Annotated in this window: 18 protein-coding genes; 16 read left to right on the forward strand and 2 right to left on the reverse strand. The window is 74.5% G+C overall.

The window, feature by feature from the left end; translation table 11 throughout:
- Positions 1-147: 147 nt before the first annotated feature.
- The 13 genes from FXF60_RS00005 to FXF60_RS00065 all read left to right on the forward strand — a co-directional run bounded on the left by FXF60_RS00005 (position 148) and on the right by FXF60_RS00065 (position 13,845).
- Entirely contained in the window at positions 148-1,059 is a 912-nt protein-coding gene (locus tag FXF60_RS00005) for a tetratricopeptide repeat protein (RefSeq protein WP_238335608.1), read from the forward strand.
- Positions 1,056-1,886 carry an HAD-IIA family hydrolase gene (locus FXF60_RS00010; protein WP_151523216.1) on the forward strand — a complete coding sequence of 277 codons (831 nt, stop codon included), beginning with the start codon at positions 1,056-1,058 and terminating at the stop codon, positions 1,884-1,886. Before FXF60_RS00005 ends, FXF60_RS00010 begins: the two co-directional genes overlap by 4 nt.
- Positions 1,883-2,098 (forward strand): hypothetical protein, encoded by a 216-nt coding sequence (locus tag FXF60_RS00015; protein ID WP_151523217.1) that lies wholly within the window; start codon positions 1,883-1,885, stop codon positions 2,096-2,098. Before FXF60_RS00010 ends, FXF60_RS00015 begins: the two co-directional genes overlap by 4 nt.
- A 2-nt stretch (positions 2,099-2,100) precedes the next feature.
- The gene (locus FXF60_RS00020) at positions 2,101-2,958 is read left to right on the forward strand and encodes a TlyA family RNA methyltransferase (protein ID WP_151523218.1); all 858 of its coding nucleotides are present in this window, start codon (positions 2,101-2,103) and stop codon (positions 2,956-2,958) included.
- Positions 2,955-3,884 carry an NAD kinase gene (locus FXF60_RS00025; RefSeq protein ID WP_151523219.1) on the forward strand — a complete coding sequence of 310 codons (930 nt, stop codon included), beginning with the start codon at positions 2,955-2,957 and terminating at the stop codon, positions 3,882-3,884. The genes FXF60_RS00020 and FXF60_RS00025 overlap by 4 nt, the downstream gene beginning before the upstream one ends.
- Positions 3,881-5,668 (forward strand): DNA repair protein RecN, encoded by a 1,788-nt coding sequence (gene recN / locus FXF60_RS00030; protein ID WP_151523220.1) that lies wholly within the window; start codon positions 3,881-3,883, stop codon positions 5,666-5,668. Before FXF60_RS00025 ends, recN begins: the two co-directional genes overlap by 4 nt.
- A complete protein-coding gene (gene steA, locus FXF60_RS00035) occupies positions 5,665-6,837 on the forward strand; it encodes a putative cytokinetic ring protein SteA (protein WP_151523221.1) in 1,173 nt (390 codons plus the stop codon). The genes recN and steA overlap by 4 nt, the downstream gene beginning before the upstream one ends.
- Positions 6,838-6,839: 2 nt before the next feature.
- Positions 6,840-7,907: a copper transporter gene (locus FXF60_RS00040; RefSeq protein WP_192796530.1), complete on the forward strand. Its 1,068-nt coding sequence runs from the start codon at positions 6,840-6,842 to the stop codon at positions 7,905-7,907.
- On the forward strand, positions 7,904-8,701 hold the full coding sequence (locus FXF60_RS00045; RefSeq protein ID WP_151523223.1) for a hypothetical protein: 798 nt from the start codon (positions 7,904-7,906) through the stop codon (positions 8,699-8,701). The genes FXF60_RS00040 and FXF60_RS00045 overlap by 4 nt, the downstream gene beginning before the upstream one ends.
- Complete coding sequence (gene murJ, locus FXF60_RS00050) at positions 8,686-10,335, forward strand: murein biosynthesis integral membrane protein MurJ (protein ID WP_151523224.1); 1,650 nt, start codon at positions 8,686-8,688, stop codon at positions 10,333-10,335. The genes FXF60_RS00045 and murJ overlap by 16 nt, the downstream gene beginning before the upstream one ends.
- Position 10,336: 1 nt before the next feature.
- Positions 10,337-11,473 (forward strand): glycosyltransferase family 4 protein, encoded by a 1,137-nt coding sequence (locus FXF60_RS00055; protein WP_151523573.1) that lies wholly within the window; start codon positions 10,337-10,339, stop codon positions 11,471-11,473.
- 66 nt (positions 11,474-11,539) lie between these two features.
- On the forward strand, positions 11,540-13,240 hold the full coding sequence (gene pyrG / locus FXF60_RS00060) for a CTP synthase (RefSeq protein ID WP_151523225.1): 1,701 nt from the start codon (positions 11,540-11,542) through the stop codon (positions 13,238-13,240).
- The gene (locus FXF60_RS00065; protein ID WP_151523226.1) at positions 13,237-13,845 is read left to right on the forward strand and encodes an NUDIX domain-containing protein; all 609 of its coding nucleotides are present in this window, start codon (positions 13,237-13,239) and stop codon (positions 13,843-13,845) included. The genes pyrG and FXF60_RS00065 overlap by 4 nt, the downstream gene beginning before the upstream one ends.
- Positions 13,846-13,885: 40 nt before the next feature.
- Here FXF60_RS00065 and FXF60_RS00070 read toward each other — a convergent pair whose 3' ends face one another.
- A complete protein-coding gene (locus tag FXF60_RS00070; protein ID WP_151523227.1) occupies positions 13,886-14,395 on the reverse strand; it encodes a hypothetical protein in 510 nt (169 codons plus the stop codon).
- Between the two features lie 666 nt (positions 14,396-15,061).
- Between FXF60_RS00070 and aspS the strand changes: the two genes are divergently transcribed.
- Positions 15,062-16,879, forward strand: a complete 1,818-nt coding sequence (gene aspS, locus FXF60_RS00075) for an aspartate--tRNA ligase (protein ID WP_151523228.1) — start codon at positions 15,062-15,064, stop codon at positions 16,877-16,879.
- 1 nt (position 16,880) lies between these two features.
- The gene (locus tag FXF60_RS00080) at positions 16,881-17,438 is read left to right on the forward strand and encodes a gamma carbonic anhydrase family protein (RefSeq protein ID WP_151523229.1); all 558 of its coding nucleotides are present in this window, start codon (positions 16,881-16,883) and stop codon (positions 17,436-17,438) included.
- Positions 17,439-17,516: 78 nt separating this feature from the next.
- Here the strand turns inward: FXF60_RS00080 and FXF60_RS00085 are convergent, their stop codons facing one another.
- On the reverse strand, positions 17,517-18,293 hold the full coding sequence (locus FXF60_RS00085; RefSeq protein WP_151523230.1) for a GNAT family N-acetyltransferase: 777 nt from the start codon (positions 18,291-18,293) through the stop codon (positions 17,517-17,519).
- 18 nt (positions 18,294-18,311) lie between these two features.
- Between FXF60_RS00085 and FXF60_RS00090 the strand changes: the two genes are divergently transcribed.
- A complete protein-coding gene (locus FXF60_RS00090; RefSeq protein WP_151523231.1) occupies positions 18,312-19,688 on the forward strand; it encodes a replication-associated recombination protein A in 1,377 nt (458 codons plus the stop codon).
- Positions 19,689-19,714 lie beyond the last annotated feature (26 nt).

The following is a 19,714-nucleotide window of genomic DNA, read 5'->3' on the forward strand; positions in this document are numbered from 1 at the left end:
AGTGTGGGAGAGTAGGACACCGCCGGACCACACCCCCGCAAGGGCCCACCCACACGGGTGGGCCCTTGCGCTATACCCACGTCCGTCACCGATGGACGTGACCTGACAGACTGGTCGCCGACCAGAGCGTGAGCGAGAGGACTCGAGGTGGACAGCGACCGCCCGGCATCGTCGAGGCCCGATCGTGACGACCGCCGCAGCTCCCGGGCGGGCAGCCGGCCCGACCCCCGGCGCGAGCGCCGCGGGCGGGACGCGGGGTCCACCGGCCGTGGTCACCGGGGCGCGGACGAGCGCGCCGAGCGGCGCCCGGACGTCCGACGGCCACCTCGGGTGCCCGAGCCGGAGCTCCCCGAGGACGCCGATGCCGGCGGCCTGGACCGCTCGCTGCGCACCGAGCTGCGCACCCTGAGCAAGGAGAACGCCGAGGGGGTCGGCGGCCACCTGGTGATGGTCGGGCGCCTCCTGGACGCCGAGGACTTCGACCTGGCCCTGGCGCACGCCGAGGCCGCGGCACGCAGGGCGGGTCGCGTGGCAGGCGTGCGGGAGACCCTCGGGGTGGTCTACTACCGCCGCGGCGAGTGGAGCAAGGCGCTGGCGGAGTTCCGGACCGCGCGGCGACTGAGCGGCTCGCAGCACCTGCTGCCCCTCATGGCGGACGTGGAGCGCGGCCTGGGCCGGCCCGAGCGCGCGCTCGAGCTGGCTGCCTCGCCCGAGGCGGCGCGGCTGGCCGCGGCCGAGCAGGTGGAGCTGGCGATCGTGGTGGCGGGGGCGCGGGGAGACCTCGGGCAGCACGCCGCCGGGGTGCTGCACCTCGAGGAGCTGGCTCGCAGGAGCACCGCCACCCAGCCCTGGGCCGCCCGGCTGCGGTATGCCTATGCCGCCGCGCTGGAGGCCGACGGCCAGACCGAGAAGGCGCAGGAGTGGTTCGCGCGAGCGGCCGAGGTCGACGCCCGCGCCGAGACCGATGCCGCGGAGCTCCTGGGTCGCAGCGACGAGGCCTGGGTCGTGGACCTGGGTGACGGCGAGGAGGACGACACCGGCGGGGAGCCGCCGTCGTGATCGAGGGGATGCTGTGCGACCTCGACGGCGTCGTCTACCGCGCGCACGAGCCGTGCGACGGTGCCGTCGAGGGGCTGGCCCGGGCGCGTGCGGCGGGCGTCCGCGTCCTGTTCATGACCAACAACGCGTCACGGTCACCCGAGGACGTCGCGGCCCAGCTGACCGATCTCGGGGTGCCGGCCGACCCGCAGGACGTCCTCACCGCGTCGGAGGTCGCCGCCGAGGAGCTCGCCAGCACCCGCCCGGACCTGCTGGCCTCGGGGGCGGTCCTGGCCGTGGGGGGACCTGGCGTCGCGGCGGCTCTGCAGGCTGCCGGCTTCCACGTCCTGGTCCCGCCCGACCTGGCCGACGCCGACCGGCGCGCGGGAGTCCCCCCGATCGGGGCGGTCGTCCAGGGCTACGGGCCGCGGGTCGGGGTCGCCGACCTGGCGGAGGCGGCATACGCGATCACTGCGGGGGCGCTGTGGGTCGCGACCAACGACGACCCCACCTTGCCTACCGAGCGTGGCCAGGCGCCCGGGAACGGCTCGTTGGTCATGGCGGTCGCGCACGCGACCGGCGCCTCACCGGTGGTCGTCGGCAAGCCGCACCGGCCCGCCTACGACGTGGCGCTGCGCCGGCTGGGGCTGCCCCCGGAGGCGACCCTGATGGTCGGCGACCGGCTGGACACCGACATCGCCGGTGCCAGGGCGGCCGGACTGCGCAGCGCGCTGGTGCTGACCGGCGTGTCCACCCGGGCGGAGGCCGACGCGGCACCGCACGAGCAGCGGCCGGACCGGGTCGCCGACACGATCCTGGACCTGTCAGATCTCTGGAGGGCGGCATGACCGAGCACCCCGAGCCCGAGTCGCGCCCGACGACGGGCGACGACGACGTGGACGCCACGCTGCGCGACCTCGACGAGGCGCTGCGCTCGGACGAACCGGAGGCCGCCGCGGACGCGCTGGCGCAGGCGCACCGGGCGTTGCAGGCCCGGCTCAGCGACCCCTCCGCGCCGGACCGGAGCGGGTCGGCAGGAGCCGGGCCGCGTCCCGACTGAGCATGCGCCTGGACCGTGCCCTGGTCGCACGCGGCCTGGTTGCCAGCCGCACGCAGGCGCAGCTCGTCATCAGGGACGGACTGGTCCGTGTCGACGGCACCGTGGCCACGAAGGCGGCGCTGGCCGTGCCGGACGACGCCGACGTGACCGTGAGCGGCTCCGGTGCCGGCACCGAGTCCGAGTGGGTGCGCCGGGGATGGGTCGGGCGCGGCGCGGTCAAGCTGGCCCACGCCGTGGACTCCTGGTCCGACATCCCGGTCCGTGACCGGCGCTGCCTCGACGTGGGGGCCTCCGCAGGCGGGTTCACCCAGATCCTGCTCGAGCGCGGCGCCGCGGCGGTCGTGGCGCTCGACGTGGGGCACGACCAGCTCGCCCCACCCCTGGCCGACGACCCGCGGGTCACCGAGGTCTCCGGGACATCCGTCCGGGACGTGGACGCCGAGCGCCTCGGCGGGCCCTTCGACCTGCTGGTGGGCGACCTGTCGTTCATCTCGCTCCGAGTCGTCCTGCCGACGCTGGCGGCCCTGAGCCTGCCCGGGGCCGACCTCATCCTGCTGGTGAAGCCGCAGTTCGAGGTCGGCGCGCAGGCCCTGGGCCGGGGCGGGGTGGTGCGCTCGGCGGCACAGCGCGAACGCGTGCTGGTCGAGCTGGACGGGCACGCCCGCACCGCCGGACTCGCGCCACTGGACGTCCTGCGGTCGCCGCTGCTCGGAGGCTCGGGCAACGTCGAGTACCTGTGGCGGCTGCGTCGGTGCGCCCACCCGGGTCCGTGCGTGGGCCCGGAGGGCATGATGGGCTGTGGACCGGGGCCGGCCGAAGCCGCGACCCTGCTGCGGGCCCGAGCACAGGAGGACGGATGAGCCGACGCATCATGCTGGTCACCCACCCGACCCGCTCCGACATGCCCGAGCTCGCCGCCGTCTTCGCCGACCGGCTGGCGCAGCACGGCATCGAGGTCGAGAGCGTGCCCGAGGCCGACCCGACGCACCAGGTGGTGACGGACAGCGAGGTCGTGGCGCTCAAGAGCCCGGTCCCCGCGCACGTCGACGCCGGGGGGTGCGAGCTGGTCGTGGTGTTCGGGGGAGACGGGACGATCCTGCGGGGGGCCGAGATCGCCCGGCCGGCCGGCACCCCGCTGCTCGGGGTCAACCTCGGCCGGGTGGGGTTCCTCGCCGAGGCCGAGCGCGACGACATCGACGCCATCGTGGCCCGCATCGTGGACCGCGACTACCACGTCGAGGAGCGGATGACCCTCGAGGTGGACGTCCTGCACCACGGCCGCGTCGTGTGCCACAACTGGGCCCTCAACGAGGCGAGCGTGGAGAAGTCGGCGCGCGAGCGGATGCTCGAGCTCGCCGTCGAGGTGGACGGGCGACCCTTGTCCACCTGGGGCTGCGACGGGGTGGTCATGTCCACCCCCACCGGATCGACGGCGTATGCCTTCTCCGGCGGAGGACCCGTCGTGTGGCCCGACGTCGAGGCGTTGCTCGTCGTGCCGATCTCCGCGCACGCCCTGTTCGCCCGCCCCGTCGTCCTCGGTCCCGACACGCGCCTGGCCGTCGAGGTGGTCCCGCACAGCCACGTCACCGGTGTCATGTGGTGCGACGGCCGACGCACGGTGGAGCTGCCCCCGGGTGCCCGCATCGAGGTGCGGCGGTCGAGCACGCCCGTCCGACTCGCGCGACTCGGGACCGGTCCGTTCACCGACCGGCTGGTCGCCAAGTTCGCCCTCCCCGTCTCCGGGTGGCGGGGACCGGCGGCGGACCCGCCCCGGGACCCCGCATGACGCTGCGGCGGATCCGGATCCACCACCTCGGGGTGATCCAGGAGGCCGAGCTCGAGCTGGCGCCCGGGCTGAACGTCATCACGGGGGAGACCGGCGCCGGGAAGACGATGGTCGTCACCGGCCTCGGTCTGCTGCTCGGCGAGCGTGCCGACGCGGCGCTGGTGCGTGCCGGGGCCGACCGTGCGGTCGTCGAGGGGGAGGTGGACGTGCCCGACGACCACCCCGCCGCCCGCCGGGTCGTCGAGGCCGGCGGCGACGCCTCGGACGGGGTGATCCTCGTGCGTTCGGTGGCCGCCGAGGGCCGCTCGCGGGCCACGGTCGGTGGTCGTGGTGCCCCGGTCTCCGTCCTGGCCGAGGTGGGTGAGCACCTGGTGGCCGTGCACGGTCAGGCCGACCAGTGGAGGCTGCGGGACGCCGAGCAGCACCGGGTCCTGCTGGACGCCGCGGGTGGTGCTGCGGTGGCGTCCGCGGCCCGCCGGTATGCCGGGTGCTGGGAGGCGTGGCAGGAGAGCCGGGAGCGTCTGGTCGAGCTCACCCGGACCTCCACCGAGCGCGCCCTCCGGGTCGGTGCGCTGCGGGGTGCGCTGGAGGAGATCGAGCGGGTGGCTCCGACGGAGGGGGAGGAGGACTCGTTGCGGAGGGAGGCCGACCGACTCACCCACGCCGAGGAGCTGCGCCGGGCCGCGGAGGAGGCGCACGCCGCACTGGCCGGCGGCGACCCCGCGACCGGTGTCGCCGACGGGCCGTCCGTCGCGGGGCTGCTGGCGGACGCGACCGCGGGACTGTCCGGTGCCGCCGCGCACGACGCGCACCTGGCCGGGCTGCTGGACCGGGTGAAGGAGCTGGCCTACCTCGCCTCCGACCTGGCGCCCGACCTGGCGGCCTACGCCGCTGACGTCGAGGTCGACCCGGGGCGGCTGGACGAGGTGCACGAGCGCCGGGCCGAGCTGGGGGGCCTTTTGCGCCGCTACGGCAGCAGCACCCGTGAGGTGCTGACCTTCGCCGCGCGGTCCGCCCGGGAGCTGGAGCAGCTCGACGTGTCCGACGACGAGGTGTCTGCGTTGCGCGCCCGGACCGTCGAGCTGCGCGCCGAGGTGGCAGCCGCCGGGGTGGAGCTCACGGCTCGCCGGCGGGAGGCGGGGGACCGGGTCGCCCGGGAGGTCACCGCGGAGCTGGCCCACCTCGCGATGGGCTCGGCGACGGTGAGCGTCGACGTGGCGCACCGGCAGGCCCGACCGGAGGGTGGGGAGGAGCCGGCCGGCGCCGACGCGGAGAGCGGCGTCGTGGTGCTGGACGACGGGCAGCGGGTGCGGGCCGCGCAGCACGGTCTGGATGCGGTGGAGATCCGGCTCGCGGCCAACCCCGGGGCCCCGCCGCGCTCGGTGACCCGAGCGGCGTCCGGGGGCGAGCTGTCCCGGGTGATGCTGGCGCTGGAGCTGGTCTGCGGCGCCGGCACCGTGCCGACCTACGTCTTCGACGAGGTGGACGCCGGGGTCGGCGGCGCGGCCGCCCTCGACCTCGGGGCCCGGCTCGCGCGGCTGGCCCGGCACGCCCAGGTCGTCGTGGTGACCCACCTCGGGCAGGTGGCCGCGCACGCGGACCAGCACCTCGTGGTGCGCAAGAGCACCGACGGCCAGGTGACCAGCAGCGGCGTGGCCGTCGTCGAGGGGAGCGCGCGGGAGGCCGAGCTCGCCCGGATGCTGGGCGGCGTGGCGGACTCCGAGGCCGCCCTCGAGCACGCCCGGGAGCTGCTCTCCCAGCGTGCGACCATTGACGCCGGATGAGCAGCCGTCGACACCACCGCACCCCCGACCCGGACCTGCCCCTCACGGGCACGGTGCGCGTCGACGCGCGCACCAAGCGGCTGACCTCCCGTCTGCAGCCCGGCGACATCGCCGTCATCGACCACGCCGACCTGGACCAGGTGAGTGCGACCGCGCTGGTCGCCTGCCAGCCGGTGGCGGTGGTCAACGCCGCCGCGTCGACGACCGGGGCATACCCCAACATGGGGCCGCAGATCCTCATGGATGCGGGGATCCCGCTGCTCGACGTGGCGGGTCCGGAGGTGATGACCCTGGCGGAGGGCTCGCACGCGACCGTGGTGGGCGAGCAGGTGCGGGTCGACGGCGTGGTCGTCGCCGAGGCGACCCGGATGACCACGGCGATGATCGCGGACAGCCAGGAGCGCGCGCGGGACAACCTCTCCGAGCAGATCGAGGCCTTCTCGCACAACACCATGGAGTACGTCCGCGCGGAGCGGGAGCTGCTGCTCGACGGCATCGGCATCCCGACCCTGCGCACCGACTTCGAGGGGCGGTATGCCCTCGTCGTGGTCCGCGGGTACCACTACAAGGAGGACCTGCAGACGTTGCGGCCGTTCCTGCGCGAGGCGCGGCCGGTCCTCATCGGGGTGGACGGAGGGGCGGACGCGCTGCTGGAGATGGGCTACCGCCCGGATCTCGTCGTCGGCGACATGGACTCCGTCTCCGACGCGGCGCTCACCAGCGGGGCTGAGCTGGTCGTCCACGCCTACCGTGACGGGCGCGCGCCGGGACTGGAGCGCGTGGAAGCGCTCGGGGCCACGGCCGTCGTCCTGCCCTCGCCCGGCACGAGCGAGGACATCGCGATGCTCATCGCGGACGAGCTGGGCGCCGAGCTGATCGTCGCGGTCGGCACCCACGCGACCCTGGTGGAGTTCCTCGACAAGGGTCGGCAGGGGATGGCGAGCACCTTCCTCACCCGGCTCCGCGTCGGCAGCAAGCTCGTGGACGCCAAGGGGGTCAGCCTGCTCTACCGCTCCCGGATCCCGACCGTCTCGCTCGTCTGGCTCATCCTGGCCGGCCTGGTCGCCCTGCTGGTCGCGCTCGGCGTCACCCCTGGTGGACGGGCTCTGCTCGGGGTGCTGGCCGTACGATGGGACGACGTGTGGGCTTGGATCGAGGGGCTGTTCTGATCGTGATCGACTTCCGCTACCACCTCGTCTCGCTGGTCGCGGTCTTCATCGCCCTGGCGATCGGGATCGTGCTGGGGGCCGGGCCGCTGCGCGAGGGCATCTCGGAGACGCTGGACGACGAGGTGGCCCAGCTGCGGACCGAGCGCGCCGAGCTGCGCGGCCAGCTGGAGGTGCAGTCGAGGCACGCCACGGCCAAGGACGAGGCGGTGGACCTGCTCAGTCCCCGGGGGGTCGCGGGCACCCTCAACGGGACCAGGATCGCTACCGTGCTGCTGCCCGGGGCGGACCGCAACCACGTCGCCCTGCTGGAGGACCGGGTCGCGGACGCGGGCGGGGCCCTGGTGCTCCGGGTCGAGGTGGACGACTCGCTCGAGGAGGGCCAGGTCGACCAAGCCGTCGTCGACGACCTCGCCGGGCGGCTGGCCCTGCCGGAACCACGCGAGGGGGACCAGCCGACCATCGGCGCCGTCCTCGCCGCCTCCCTCGTCGGAGCGGACCGCGAGGGTGAGGTGGGCGCCTGGCTGGCGGCCGGTGAACGCCTCCAGGACGAGGGCCTGGTCGACCTCGCGTGGCAGGACGTCCAGGCCCAGGTGACGGACCGCCGACCACCGGACGTGCTCCTGCTCGTGGGCGGTGGGCTGTCGGCGGCAGCGCTGGCCGAGGAGGACCCCGAGCTGGAGAGGGTGCTGGAGGTGCGCCAGGACCTCGTGGCCGGGATCGCCGGCCTGGAGCATCCGCTGGTGATCGCCTCGGCGGGCGCCGAGGTGGACGCCCTCGCCGAGGGCGGTGGGCAGGACGGGTTGGTGCGGGCCGTCCGGGATGACGGCCGGCTCAGCGACGAGGTCTCGACGGTCGACGACCTGGAGGCCGCCAGCGGTCGAGCCGCCGCGGTGCTGGCCCTGGCCTGGGAGCTGCAGGGTGAGGCGGGCCACTACGGCCTCGGCGACGGGTCCGAGGCGCCCGTCCCCGCCCCGCCACCGCTGCGACTGGCATCCGGCCCCGGCGCAGGCGCGGAGCCCGCTGCGACCGAGCCGGTCCCGGACGACTCCGCCGCCACCACGGCACCGTGAGCGGCTCCCTGCCCGCGTCGATCCTGGTCGGCGCCGCTGCGGCGGCAGTGGCCACCGGCGTGCGGTGGGCCGACCGGCGTGGCCGACTCCCCGGCGGCGGCGAGCGGTGGGTCCGGCGCAACCACCTCGGCCGCGAGGTCACCCTCATCGAGGGGGTCGCGCTGGGGGCAGGCATGGGGCTCCCGCTGCTCGCCGTCGACCCCCCTGCCGCCGGCGCGGTGCTGCTGGCCGGCACGGCGGGCGCCCTCGACGACCTCGGGGGTCGTCCGGACGTGAAGGGGCTGCGCGGCCACCTGGGTGCGTTGCGCCGGGGGGAGGTGACGACCGGCGTGGTCAAGATCGCGGTGCTCTGCGGAGCCGGACTGGCCTCCGCGGTGGCGCTCGACCGGCATACCGGCCTGCGCGCGGCCACCCTGGCGGCGGCCGGTCTGGTCGCCGGCGGTGCCAACCTGGCCAACCTGCTGGACCTGCGGCCCGGACGTGCGCTCAAGGTCGGGCTCCTCGTCGCCGTGCCGCTCGCGGCCCGACGGGCCAGCGCCGCCGGCGCCCTGGGCGCGACCGCGGTGCTGCTGCCGGACGACCTGCGCGGACGCACCATGCTGGGCGACACCGGGGCGAACGCCCTCGGTGCGGCCTTGGGTGTGGCTGCGGCGCGCAGCCTGTCCCCCTCCGGTCGATGGTCCTGGTTGGGGGTGGTGCTGGCCCTCACGCTGGTCAGCGAGCGGGTCAGCTTCACCCGGGTGATCGAGTCGACGCCGGTCCTGCGGGAGCTGGACCGGTGGGGCCGACCGTGAGCGACCACGGCCCCAGCGCCCGGCTGCTCGGTCAGGGCCTGCTGGCGGCGGCGGGGGTGGTGGCGGTGACGACGCTGCTCGCCAGGGTGGCCGGGCTGGCCCGGTGGCTGGCCTTCTCCGAGGCGGTCGGCACCACCTGCGTCGGGCAGATCTACGTGACGGTCAACCAGGTGCCGAACGTGCTCTTCGAGGTGGCCGCGGGCGGTGCCCTGGCGGCGGTCGCGGTGCCCCTGGTGTCCCGGCGCCTGCAGCAGGGGCAGGACGACCTCGCCGACCGGACCGCGTCAGCCCTGCTGAGCTGGACCCTCCTGATCCTGCTGCCCCTGACCCTCCTGGTCGCGTCGCTCGCCGGACCCGTCTCGGCGGCGCTGCTGTCCACGTCGGACGACCTGGCCTGCGCCCCGGAGGACGTGGCCCGGACGGGCCGCCTGATGCTGCTGCTCTTCGCCCCGCAGATCCTGCTCTACGGCATCGGGATCGTGCTCTCCGGTGTGCTGCAGGCGCACCGTCGTTTCCTGGCCGCGGCGGTGGCGCCGCTGCTGTCCAGCGTGGTCGTCATCGCCGTCTACCTCCTCTTCGGGGCGACGGTGGACCCGCAGGCACCGCTGGGCGAGCTGTCCGGACAGGCCCTCGTCCTGCTGGCCGGGGGCACCACCCTGGGCGTGGTGGCGCTCAGCCTCCCGCTCGTCCTGCCGACCCTCCGGGCGGGAGTGCGCTGGCGTCCGACCCTCCGCTTCCCGGACGGGACAGGTCGGATCGCCGGTGCCCTGGCCCTGGCGGGTCTGGTGACTGTGGGGGCTCAGCAGGTCTTCACCGTGGTGGTCCTGCTGGTGGCGAACAGCACCGGCGTCGGCGGCGTGACCGTGTGGACCTACGCCCAGACGATCTACCTGCTGCCCTACGCGGTGCTCGTGGTGCCCCTGGCCACCGCTGCCTTCCCCCGACTGACGGGAGAGCCGGCCGCAGCGCGCCGGACCCTGCGACGCACGGCGCTGGGCATCACGGTCAGCGCGGTGGCCGGCGCGGCAGCACTCGTCGCCGCGCGACGCGAGGTCGGGACGGTCTTCCTCGTCCTGGACGCGGGAGCGGACGGAGCGGGTCGGGAGGCGCTGTCGGCGCTGCCCTGGGCGCTGGCGGCCCTCGCGCCGGGCCTGGTCGGCTTCGCCCTCCTCGCGCTGCTGACCCGTGCCCTGTATGCCGTGCACCGTCCGGGACCGGCGGCCGCGGGAGCGGGCGCGGGCTGGCTGGTGGCCGCCCTGGTCGCGGTCCTCGGCGCCGGTCCGGCCGCCGCGGAGGGCGTCAGCGGGGTCCTGCTCCTGCTGGCGCTGTCCTCGAGCGCGGGGATGCTGCTGTCCGGACTGGTGCTCGTCGTCCTCACCCGGCGTGCCTGGGGCCCGTCCAGCCTGCAGGGGCTCGGGCGCTCCCTCCTCGTCGCCGTCGCGGGCGCGGCGGTCGCCGTCACCCTCGCCGAGCTCCTTCCCCTGCACCCGGAGGGCATGGGTGGCGCGATCCTGGTCGGAGCACTGCGGGGACTGACGGGGATGGCCGGCGTCGCCGCCCTGGTCGCCGCCCTGGACCGCGACTCCTGGGCGCTCGTGCGCGCACGGCTGCTGCGGCGACGGGGCGGTGGCTGACGTGCGGATCCTCCTCGTGACGGCCCTGGTCGGTGGTGGGGTCGGACGGCACGTGCGCCAGCTCGCGGAGCAGCTGGTCGGACGCGGGCACCGCGTCATCGTCGCCTGTCCCGACCAGGTGGCGGTGGACTTCGAGATGGAGCGGACCGGGGCGCACGTCGTCGCCGTCGAGCTGGGCACCTCCGGCCCCCGGGAGGTCTGGGCCGCTCAGCGCCGGCTGCGTGCGCTGATCCGCGGCGCCGACGTCGTGCACGCCCACGGCATCCGGGCCGGGGCCGCCGCCGCGGTGGCCGGCGCACTCCTCCGCTCGCGGCCGGGTCTGGTGGTGACCTCGCACAACGCTCCTCCCGCCGGCGCCGCGGCTGCCGTCTACGGCGCGCTGGAGCTGGTGGTGTGCCAGGGGGCAGATCTCGTCCTCACCGTCTCCGCGGACCTCGCCGACCGGGCGCGGCGACGGGGGGCCCGGGCCACCGCGATGGCCGTCGTCCCGTCGTCCACCGCTGCGCCCGCGAGCGACCGCGACCGAGCACGTGCCCGGGTCGCCCTGCATCGGGAGCTCGGTCTGGACGAGGAGGTCCCGCTCGTGCTCTTCGCGGGCAGGCTCGCGGCGCAGAAGCGGGTCGACGCCGTGGTCCGCGCGCACCACACCTTGCCGGTCGGTGCCTCCGCCCCTCGACCGGTGCTGGTCGTCGCGGGGGACGGCCCGCTGGAGCGCACGCTGCGTGCGCTGGCCGCGGAGGGGCCCGGCGAGGTGCGCTTCCTCGGGCACCGGGACGACATCCCCGAGCTGCTCGCGGGCGCCGACGTGGTCGTCTCGTCGGCGGTGTGGGAGGGCCAGCCGCTGGTGCTCCAGGAGGCCCTCGCGGCGGGTGCCCCCGTCGTGGCCACCGAGGTCGGCGGGACGGCCGCGCTCCTCGGCGACGCCGGGCTGCTCGTGCGCGGCGACGGCGACCACACCCAGGTCGCGGCCTCGGTGGCGACCGCCGTCTCCGGGCTGCTCGCCGACCCGGCAGCCCGTGCGGCCATGACCGAGCGCGCCCGGGCCAGGGCCGCGCGGCTGCCCACCACGGAGGACGCCGTGGCCGCCGTGCTCCAGGCATACCGCAGCGTCGCCGGGGGGCGCGGCCCTCGTCGCTGACGGCGCGCCACGCCCGGTGCCCACCCCTGCGCCGGCCGTCGGAGTCGTCACGTAGACTGCAAGCCCGTGGCGGAGACGACGACGAAGCACATCTTTGTGACCGGAGGCGTCGCCTCCTCGCTGGGGAAGGGACTGACGGCCTCGAGCCTCGGGTTCCTGCTGCGCAGCCGGGGACTGCGCGTCACCATGCAGAAGCTCGACCCCTACATCAACGTGGACCCGGGCACGATGAACCCGTTCCAGCACGGGGAGGTCTTCGTCACCGAGGACGGGGCGGAGTGCGACCTCGACATCGGCCACTACGAGCGCTTCCTCAACACCGACCTCTGGGGCAGGTCCAACGTCACGACCGGGCAGATCTACAACGACGTCATCGCCAAGGAGCGGCGCGGTGACTACCTCGGCGACACGGTCCAGGTGATCCCGCACATCACGAACGAGATCAAGGCCCGGATGCGTGCCGCGGCCGAGCGGCCCGAGGGGGAGCGTCCGGACATCATCATCACCGAGGTGGGTGGCACGGTGGGCGACATCGAGTCGCTGCCCTTCCTCGAGGCCGCCCGGCAGGTCCGGCACGACATCGGCCGGGGCAACGCCTTCTTCCTGCACGTGTCGCTCGTGCCCTTCCTCGCCCCCAGCGGCGAGCTGAAGACCAAGCCCACGCAGCACTCGGTCGCCGCGCTCCGCCAGGTCGGCATCACGCCGGACGCCCTGGTGCTGCGGGCGGACCGGGAGATCCCGGCCGGCATCAAGCGCAAGATCTCGATGATGTGCGACGTCGACTCCGACGCGGTGGCGGCCGCCGTCGACGCGCCCTCGATCTACGACATCCCGAAGGTGCTGCACCGCGAGATGCTGGACGCGTATGTCGTGCGTCACCTCGGGCTGCCGTTCCGGGACGTCGACTGGTCGGCCTGGGACGCCCTGCTGGAGCGGGTCCACGAGCCGGAGCACCAGGTGGAGATCGCGCTGGTCGGCAAGTACGTCGACCTGCCCGACGCCTACCTGTCCGTCACCGAGGCGATGCGGGCCGGAGGCTTCCGGCACGACGCGAAGGTCGAGATCCGGTGGGTGGCCTCGGACGAGTGCCGCACCGAGGCGGGCGCGACGAGGGCGCTCGGCGGGGTGGACGCGATCCTGGTGCCCGGCGGCTTCGGGGTGCGGGGCATCGAGGGGAAGATCCGCGCCCTGCGCTGGGCGCGGGAGCGGCAGGTGCCCACGCTCGGGATCTGCCTCGGCCTGCAGGCCATGGTCATCGAGCACGCCCGGCACGTGGCCGGGATCGACGGGGCCAGCTCCACCGAGTTCGACCCGGACACCCCTGCCCCGGTGATCGCCACGATGGAGGAGCAGAAGTCCTTCGTCGACGGCGCCGGGGACCTCGGCGGGACCATGCGGCTGGGCTCCTACCCCGCGGTGCTCACCGAGGGGTCGGTGGCGGCGCAGGCCTACGGGGAGACCGAGGTCACCGAGCGACACCGGCACCGGTACGAGGTCAACAACGCCTTCCGGGACCGGCTCACCCAAGCCGGGCTGGTCGTGAGCGGGCAGTCGCCCGACGGCGGCCTGGTGGAGTTCGTCGAGCTGCCCCGCGAGGTGCACCCGTACTACGTCTCCACCCAGGCGCACCCCGAGTTCAAGTCGCGCCCCGACCACGCGCACCCGCTCTTCGCCGGGTTGGTGGCCGCCGCCCTGGACGCGCAACGCAGCCAGCGGTTGGTCGAGGTCGAGCCGCGCCAGCACCAGCACGAGCTGCCCGGCGCATGACGCTGGAGGCGCCGCGGCTCGCGCTCGCCGAGCTGACCGACCGCCCGGGCTCGCGCGAGGTGCTCGGCACCGAGGTGGCGATGCGCGGCGCCGTGTGGAACGTCCACCGGGACAGCGTCCGGCTGACCGACGGCCCGGCGACGCGGGAGTACGTCCACCACACCGGGGCGGTCGCGGTGCTGGCCGTGCGCGAGGACCGGGGCGAGCCGGAGATCTTTGTCATCCGGCAGTACCGTCACCCCATCGCCGCCGAGGACTGGGAGATCCCGGCCGGCCTGCTGGACGTGCCGGGTGAGCCGCCGGTGGAGGCCGCGCGGCGGGAGCTGGCCGAGGAGGCCGACCTGCGGGCGCAGCGGTGGGAGCCCCTGGTGTCCTTCACGCCGTCGCCCGGCGGTCTGGACGAGACCATCCACACCTTCGTCGCCACCGACCTCACCGACGTGCCCGAGGGGGAGCGGCACGCGCGGGAGGGGGAGGAGGCCGGTATGCGGTGCGGCTGGGTCACACTGGGCGACGCGGTCGCGGCGGTCATGGCCGGGCAGGTCCACAACGGGCCGCTCATGCTGTCGGTGCTGGCGCTCGCGCGGCGGCAGCAGCAGGGCTGAGTTCCACCGGCTCCCACCGGCGAGCACATCGGCGCTGTGCTCAGAGGGGTATGACGGTGGCGCCCAGCAACCAGGTGAGGAGCTGCCACGCGATCACGCTCAGCGAGCCCCACCCGAGGAGACCGAGGAATCCGTAGCCGCCTCCCGAGCGCCGGTCGGCCGCCGGCGCGCGGTGGTCCCGCCACCCGCCGACCTCCCAGACGGCATACGCCAACGCCCCCAGTCCAGCGGGCAGGCCGATCAACCAGAACCAGAACCACCGGTTGCCGTGCCGGGGAGCCGGTCCGAAGAGCACCAGGGCCAGCGTGCCGCCGGCCAGGACCAGCCCCAGCAGACCGTGTGCCCGCACCACGGGGCTCTGTGCGTGCACCGCGACGGTGGACGGCAGTCCGCTGGTCAGCAGGTCTTCCTGGATCCACTCGACCTCCGACTCCACCCAGGACCCCCAGCTGCTCACGCTTGGGGCGATACGGTCCGGCACCACCAGGCGTGGGCGTGAGCCCTCGACGGTGTAGACCACGGAGGTCGAGCCGAGATGCAGCTCGTCCATCGGTGCCGGACTCAGACTCTGTCCCGTCCACCACCGGGTTGGCGACGAGCCCGCCAGACCGGGTCGCTGCTGCACGAGCGCCACGCTGCTCACCCTCCCGTGCGACAGGTCGTCAGCTGCCCGGGTCAGGTTGACCATATGGAAGCCCCCCACCAGCGACAGCACCACGTGGGCCACCCAGAGAAGGGTGACGGCGACGGCACCGACCGGGCGCATCCACCGTGCGGCGCCCGTGGCGCGACCACCAGGCAGCCTGCTGCCCCGTGATGTGCCGGGGGAAGACGCGCCGGAGGCATACCCCGATGCCTGCCCCTCGTCCCGCGCAACCGCGCGCGCGTCCCGCCCTCGACCCATGCCTCAGGATGGCACGGCGTCCTTCTACCAGCAGGTCGACGGCCCGCCTCCTGGTCCTGACCGCCGGTCACCGACCCGTAGACTGGGCGCTGTTCCCGGGGCGGCGTGACGAGCCGCGGGTCCGGCGCGACGGCATACACCGGCCGCGCGGGACCACCCGAGGCACCGCGCGTCCGGCGTCACCGACGAGAGGCCGAGGAACCCCTCGGCAAAGGTGTGGTGGCACCGCGACCTGGCCCCCGCCCACACCTCCCGGGCTGCCTTCGCGTCAGGGCAGCGTCCCTGCGCGGACCGACCCGAGAGGAATCGCTCATGCTGCGCACGCACGACGCCGGGGCCCTGCGCCCCGAGCACGTCGGATCGACCGTCACCCTCACCGGCTGGGTGGCCCGACGCCGCGACCACGGCGGTGTCGCCTTCATCGACCTCCGCGACGCCAGCGGCGTCGTGCAGGTCGTCGCCCGCGACGAGGTGCTCACCGGGACCGCCCACGACCTGCGCAGCGAGTACTGCGTCAAGGTGGTCGGCGAGGTGACCGCCCGCGCCGACAAGGACGTGAATCCCGAGCTGCCGACCGGCGGGATCGACGTCGTCGCCGCCGAGATCGAGGTGCTCAGCGAGGCGGCGCCGCTGCCGTTCCAGATCGACGAGCGGGTCAGCGTGGGCGAGGAGGCGCGGCTGCGGCACCGCTACCTGGACCTGCGCCGTCCCGGTGCCAGCTCGGCCGGCGCGAACCTGAGGCTGCGGTCCAAGGTCAACGCCGCGGCACGCAACCTGCTCGCCGAGCGTGACTTCGTCGAGGTCGAGACGCCCACCCTGACCCGCTCGACCCCGGAGGGCGCGCGCGACTTCCTCGTCCCGGCGCGGCTGCAGCCGGGCAGCTGGTATGCGCTCCCGCAGTCCCCGCAGCTGTTCAAGCAGCTGCTCATGGTCGCGGGGATGGAGCGCTACTACCAGATCGCCCGGTGCTACCGGGACGAGGACTTCCGCGCCGACCGCCAGCCGGAGTTCACCCAGCTGGACATCGAGATGAGCTTCGTCGAGCAGGACGACGTCATCGAGCTCGGCGAGGCGATCGCGGCGGCCGTGTGGCGCACCATCGGGGTCGAGCTGACCACGCCCTTCCCCCGGATGACCTACGCCGAGGCGATGCGGCGCTACGGCAGCGACAAGCCGGACCTGCGCTTCGACCTCGAGCTCACCGAGTGCACCGACTTCTTCGCCGACACACCCTTCCGGGTGTTCCAGGCCGACTACGTCGGTGCCGTCGTGATGCCGGGCGGTGGCAGCCAGCCGCGACGCCAGTTCGACGCCTGGCAGGAGTGGGCCAAGCAGCGCGGGGCCAAGGGCCTGGCCTATGTCACCGTCGCGGAGGACGGCACCCTGGCCGGACCGGTCGCCAAGAACCTCTCGGACGCGGAGCGCGAGGGTCTGGCCGCCCACGTCGGGGCGCGGCCCGGTGACTGCGTCTTCTTCGCCGCCGGAGCCACCAAGCCGTCCCGGGCTCTCCTGGGCGCGGCGCGGCTGGAGATCGCCCGCCGGTGCGAGCTGGTCGACGAGGACGCCTGGAGCTTCCTGTGGATCGTCGACGCGCCGCTCTTCGAGCCGGCGTCCGAGGCGGTCGCGGCGGGAGACGTGGCCGTGGGTGCGGGAGCCTGGACCGCGGTGCACCACGCCTTCACCTCGCCCAAGGCCGAGTTCCTCGACAGCCTGGAGTCCGACCCGGGCGCCGTCCTCGCCTATGCCTACGACCTGGTGTGCAACGGCAACGAGATCGGCGGTGGGTCGATCCGTATCCACCGACGGGACGTGCAGGAGCGGGTCTTCGGCGTCATGGGACTGTCCCCCGAGCAGGCGGAGGAGAAGTTCGGCTTCCTGCTCGAGGCGTTCAAGTTCGGAGCGCCGCCGCACGGCGGCATCGCCTTCGGATGGGACCGGATCGTCGCGCTCCTGGCCGGGACGGACTCCATCCGCGACGTCATCGCCTTCCCGAAGTCGGGTGGCGGGTTCGACCCGCTCACGGCAGCACCGGCCCCCATCACCGTCGAACAGCGCAAGGAGGCAGGCGTGGATGCCACGCCCGAGCCGGCGACGACCGAGGCGGTCGACGGGTCGGGGAGCCCGGCCTGACATGGGCGCCGTCGACCCGTTGGCCTGGGTCGCCCCCACGGCCGTGGTCACGGGTGACGTCAGCATCGGCCCCGGCAGCAGGGTGCTCGCCGGGGCAGTGCTGCACGGCGACCTCGGGCCGGTCCGGATCGGTGCCGACGTGCTGGTGATGGAGAACGCGGTGCTGCGTGGGCGGGCGAACCATCCGTTGACGATCGGCGACGCGGTGCTGGTCGGTCCGCACGCGCACCTCAACGGCACGGTGGTCGAGGACGAGGTGTTCGTGGCCACCGGCGTGTCGATGTTCCCCGGCTCCCGGGCGGGGCGGGGCAGCGAGCTGCGGATCAACAGCGTGCTGCACGTCAACTCGAGGCTGGAGCCGGAGAGCGTCGTGCCGATCGGGTGGATCGCGTCCGGAGATCCCGCTCAGCTGTTCTCGCCGGACCAGGCGGAGGAGTGGTGGCAGGTGCAGGAGGGACTGGACTTCCCGGGCACGGTCTACGGCGTGCCGCGCGGGACGTCCATGCGGGAGATCATGCGGCGCCAGTGCCAGGTCTTCGGTCCCCAGGAGGCGGACTGACGCTCGTGCCGAGTGGCCCAGTTCGGTCGGGGACTGGCCCGCCCGCGCCGACCGGAGTGGGCCACTGGGCGACGTGCGTCAGCCTCGCGGGGCGAGCATCCGCGAGTGCCAGGCGCGCGCGGTGCGGTAGCCCAGCCCCGCATACAGCCGACGAGCCGCGTCGTTGTCGCTGAACATCCCGAGCGTGCACACCCCGTGCGCCTCCAGCGCCCACCGGGTGAGCGCCGCGCTGACCACCCGGGCCAGCCCCGCGCCACGGCGCTCGACCGCCGTCACGATCCCGGCGAGGTGGGGTATGCCGGTGGCCTCGAGCTCGGCACCGCCGATCGCGATCAGCTGACCGGACTCGTCACGCAGCCCGACCCAGCGGTGGACCCGACCGGTCCCGACCTCGGTCCAGACCCGCGGGTTGTTCGCCCGGGTGAACTCCTCCAACTCGACAGCGTCCCGACCGTCGTCGAGGGGTATGACGTCGCGCTCGCGGGCGTCGACGTCCGGCAGGGTGGTGGTCCACATCCACTCCCAGTCGCCACCGTCACCCAGGTCCAGGACCCGGTGCGCGACCGCGGCGTGCTCCTGCGGCACGGAGACCGATCGTGAGCCGAGGCGTCCGAGGTGCTCCCCGTCGCGCAGCGCCACTAGCGCGGCGGCCATCCGGTCGGGCTCGTCGACCGCAGGCATACCGGCGCGCAGCGGCGCGACCCAGAAGCCCGGTCGGTGACCCGTGCGCTGCACCAGGGCCACCCCCTGGTGCAGCCACACCTCGCCCGGCAGCGGGTCCGGCAGCGCCCACCGCACCCAGGGGTCACCGCCGGAGAGCGCCAGCAGGTCGGCGTGCCGGGTCAGTCGGTCCACGGGGTTAGCCTGGCACCCGTGTCCGACCTGTTCACCTCTGCCCAGACCACGGGCGACGCCAGCGGTGCGCTGGTCGCGCCGCTCGCGGTCCGGATGCGACCGCAGCAGCTGGACGAGGTGGTCGGCCAGCGGGAGGCGCTGCGACCGGGGTCTCCGCTCCGCCGCCTGATCGAGGGCGCCGCAGGTGCGGCAGGGCCGCTCTCGGCGATCCTCTGGGGGCCTCCGGGCACCGGCAAGACCACCCTCGCCCATCTCGTGGCGCAGGCGGCCGACCGCACCTTCGTCGAGCTGTCCGCCGTGACCGCCGGGGTCAAGGACGTGCGGGCGGTGATGGACCACGCCGTGCAGGAGCGGTCGCTGCACGGGCGCCAGACCGTCCTCTTCCTCGACGAGATCCACCGGTTCACCAAGGCCCAGCAGGACGCCCTGCTGCCCGGCGTGGAGAACCGCACGGTGATCCTCGTGGCGGCCACGACCGAGAACCCCTCCTTCTCGATCATCGCGCCGCTGCTGTCCCGGTCCGTCCTGGTCACCCTGAGCTCGCTGGACGACGACGACGTGCGCGACGTCATCTCCCGCGCGCTGACGGACGAGCGCGGTCTCGCGGGCGCCTACACGCTGGGGGAGGAGGCGACGGAGCACGTCGTCCGGATGGCGGGCGGGGACGCCCGACGCGCACTCACCACGCTGGAGGCGGCCGCCGGTGTCGCCGCGGACGAGCGGCCTGCCGGGCGCGAGGACGACGTGACCGACATCGCGCTCGCCCAGGTGGAGCAGGCCATGGCGCAGGCGGCGGTCCGCTACGACCGTGCGGGCGACCAGCACTACGACGTCGCCAGCGCCTTCATCAAGTCGATGCGGGGCTCGGACGTCGACGCCGCGCTGCACTACCTCGCGCGCCAGCTCGAGGCCGGCGAGGACCCACGGTTCATCGCCCGCCGGATCCTCATCGCCGCCAGTGAGGACGTCGGCATGGGCGACCCGACCGCGTTGCAGACTGCGGTCGCCGCCCTGCACGCCGTCGCCCAGATCGGGATGCCCGAGGCCCGGATCATCCTCGCCCAGGCCGTGGTGCACAACGCGCTGGCGCCGAAGTCGAACGCCGCCTACTCCGCCGTCAACGCCGCGATCGCTGACGTGCGGGCCGGCAAGGGCGGCCCGGTGCCGCCGCACCTGCGGGGGACGGGGTATGCCGGTGCCGCGCGGCTCGGGCACGGCGAGGGGTACCACTACACCCACGACGAGCCGGCCGGGGTGGGGGAGCAGCAGTTCCTCCCGGACGACCTCGTCGGGGCCGACTACTACCAGCCGACGAACCGTGGCTGGGAGGAGCGCCTGGGCCCCCGCTGGCGTGAGCTGCGCCGGATCATCCGCGGGGAGCCGGGCGGGGACTGACGGCATACCCGCCGGCGGCGGTCGTC

This window comes from Serinicoccus kebangsaanensis (genome assembly GCF_008919445.1).
In the GTDB taxonomy this organism is placed as follows: Bacteria; Actinomycetota; Actinomycetes; order Actinomycetales; family Dermatophilaceae; genus Ornithinicoccus; species Ornithinicoccus kebangsaanensis.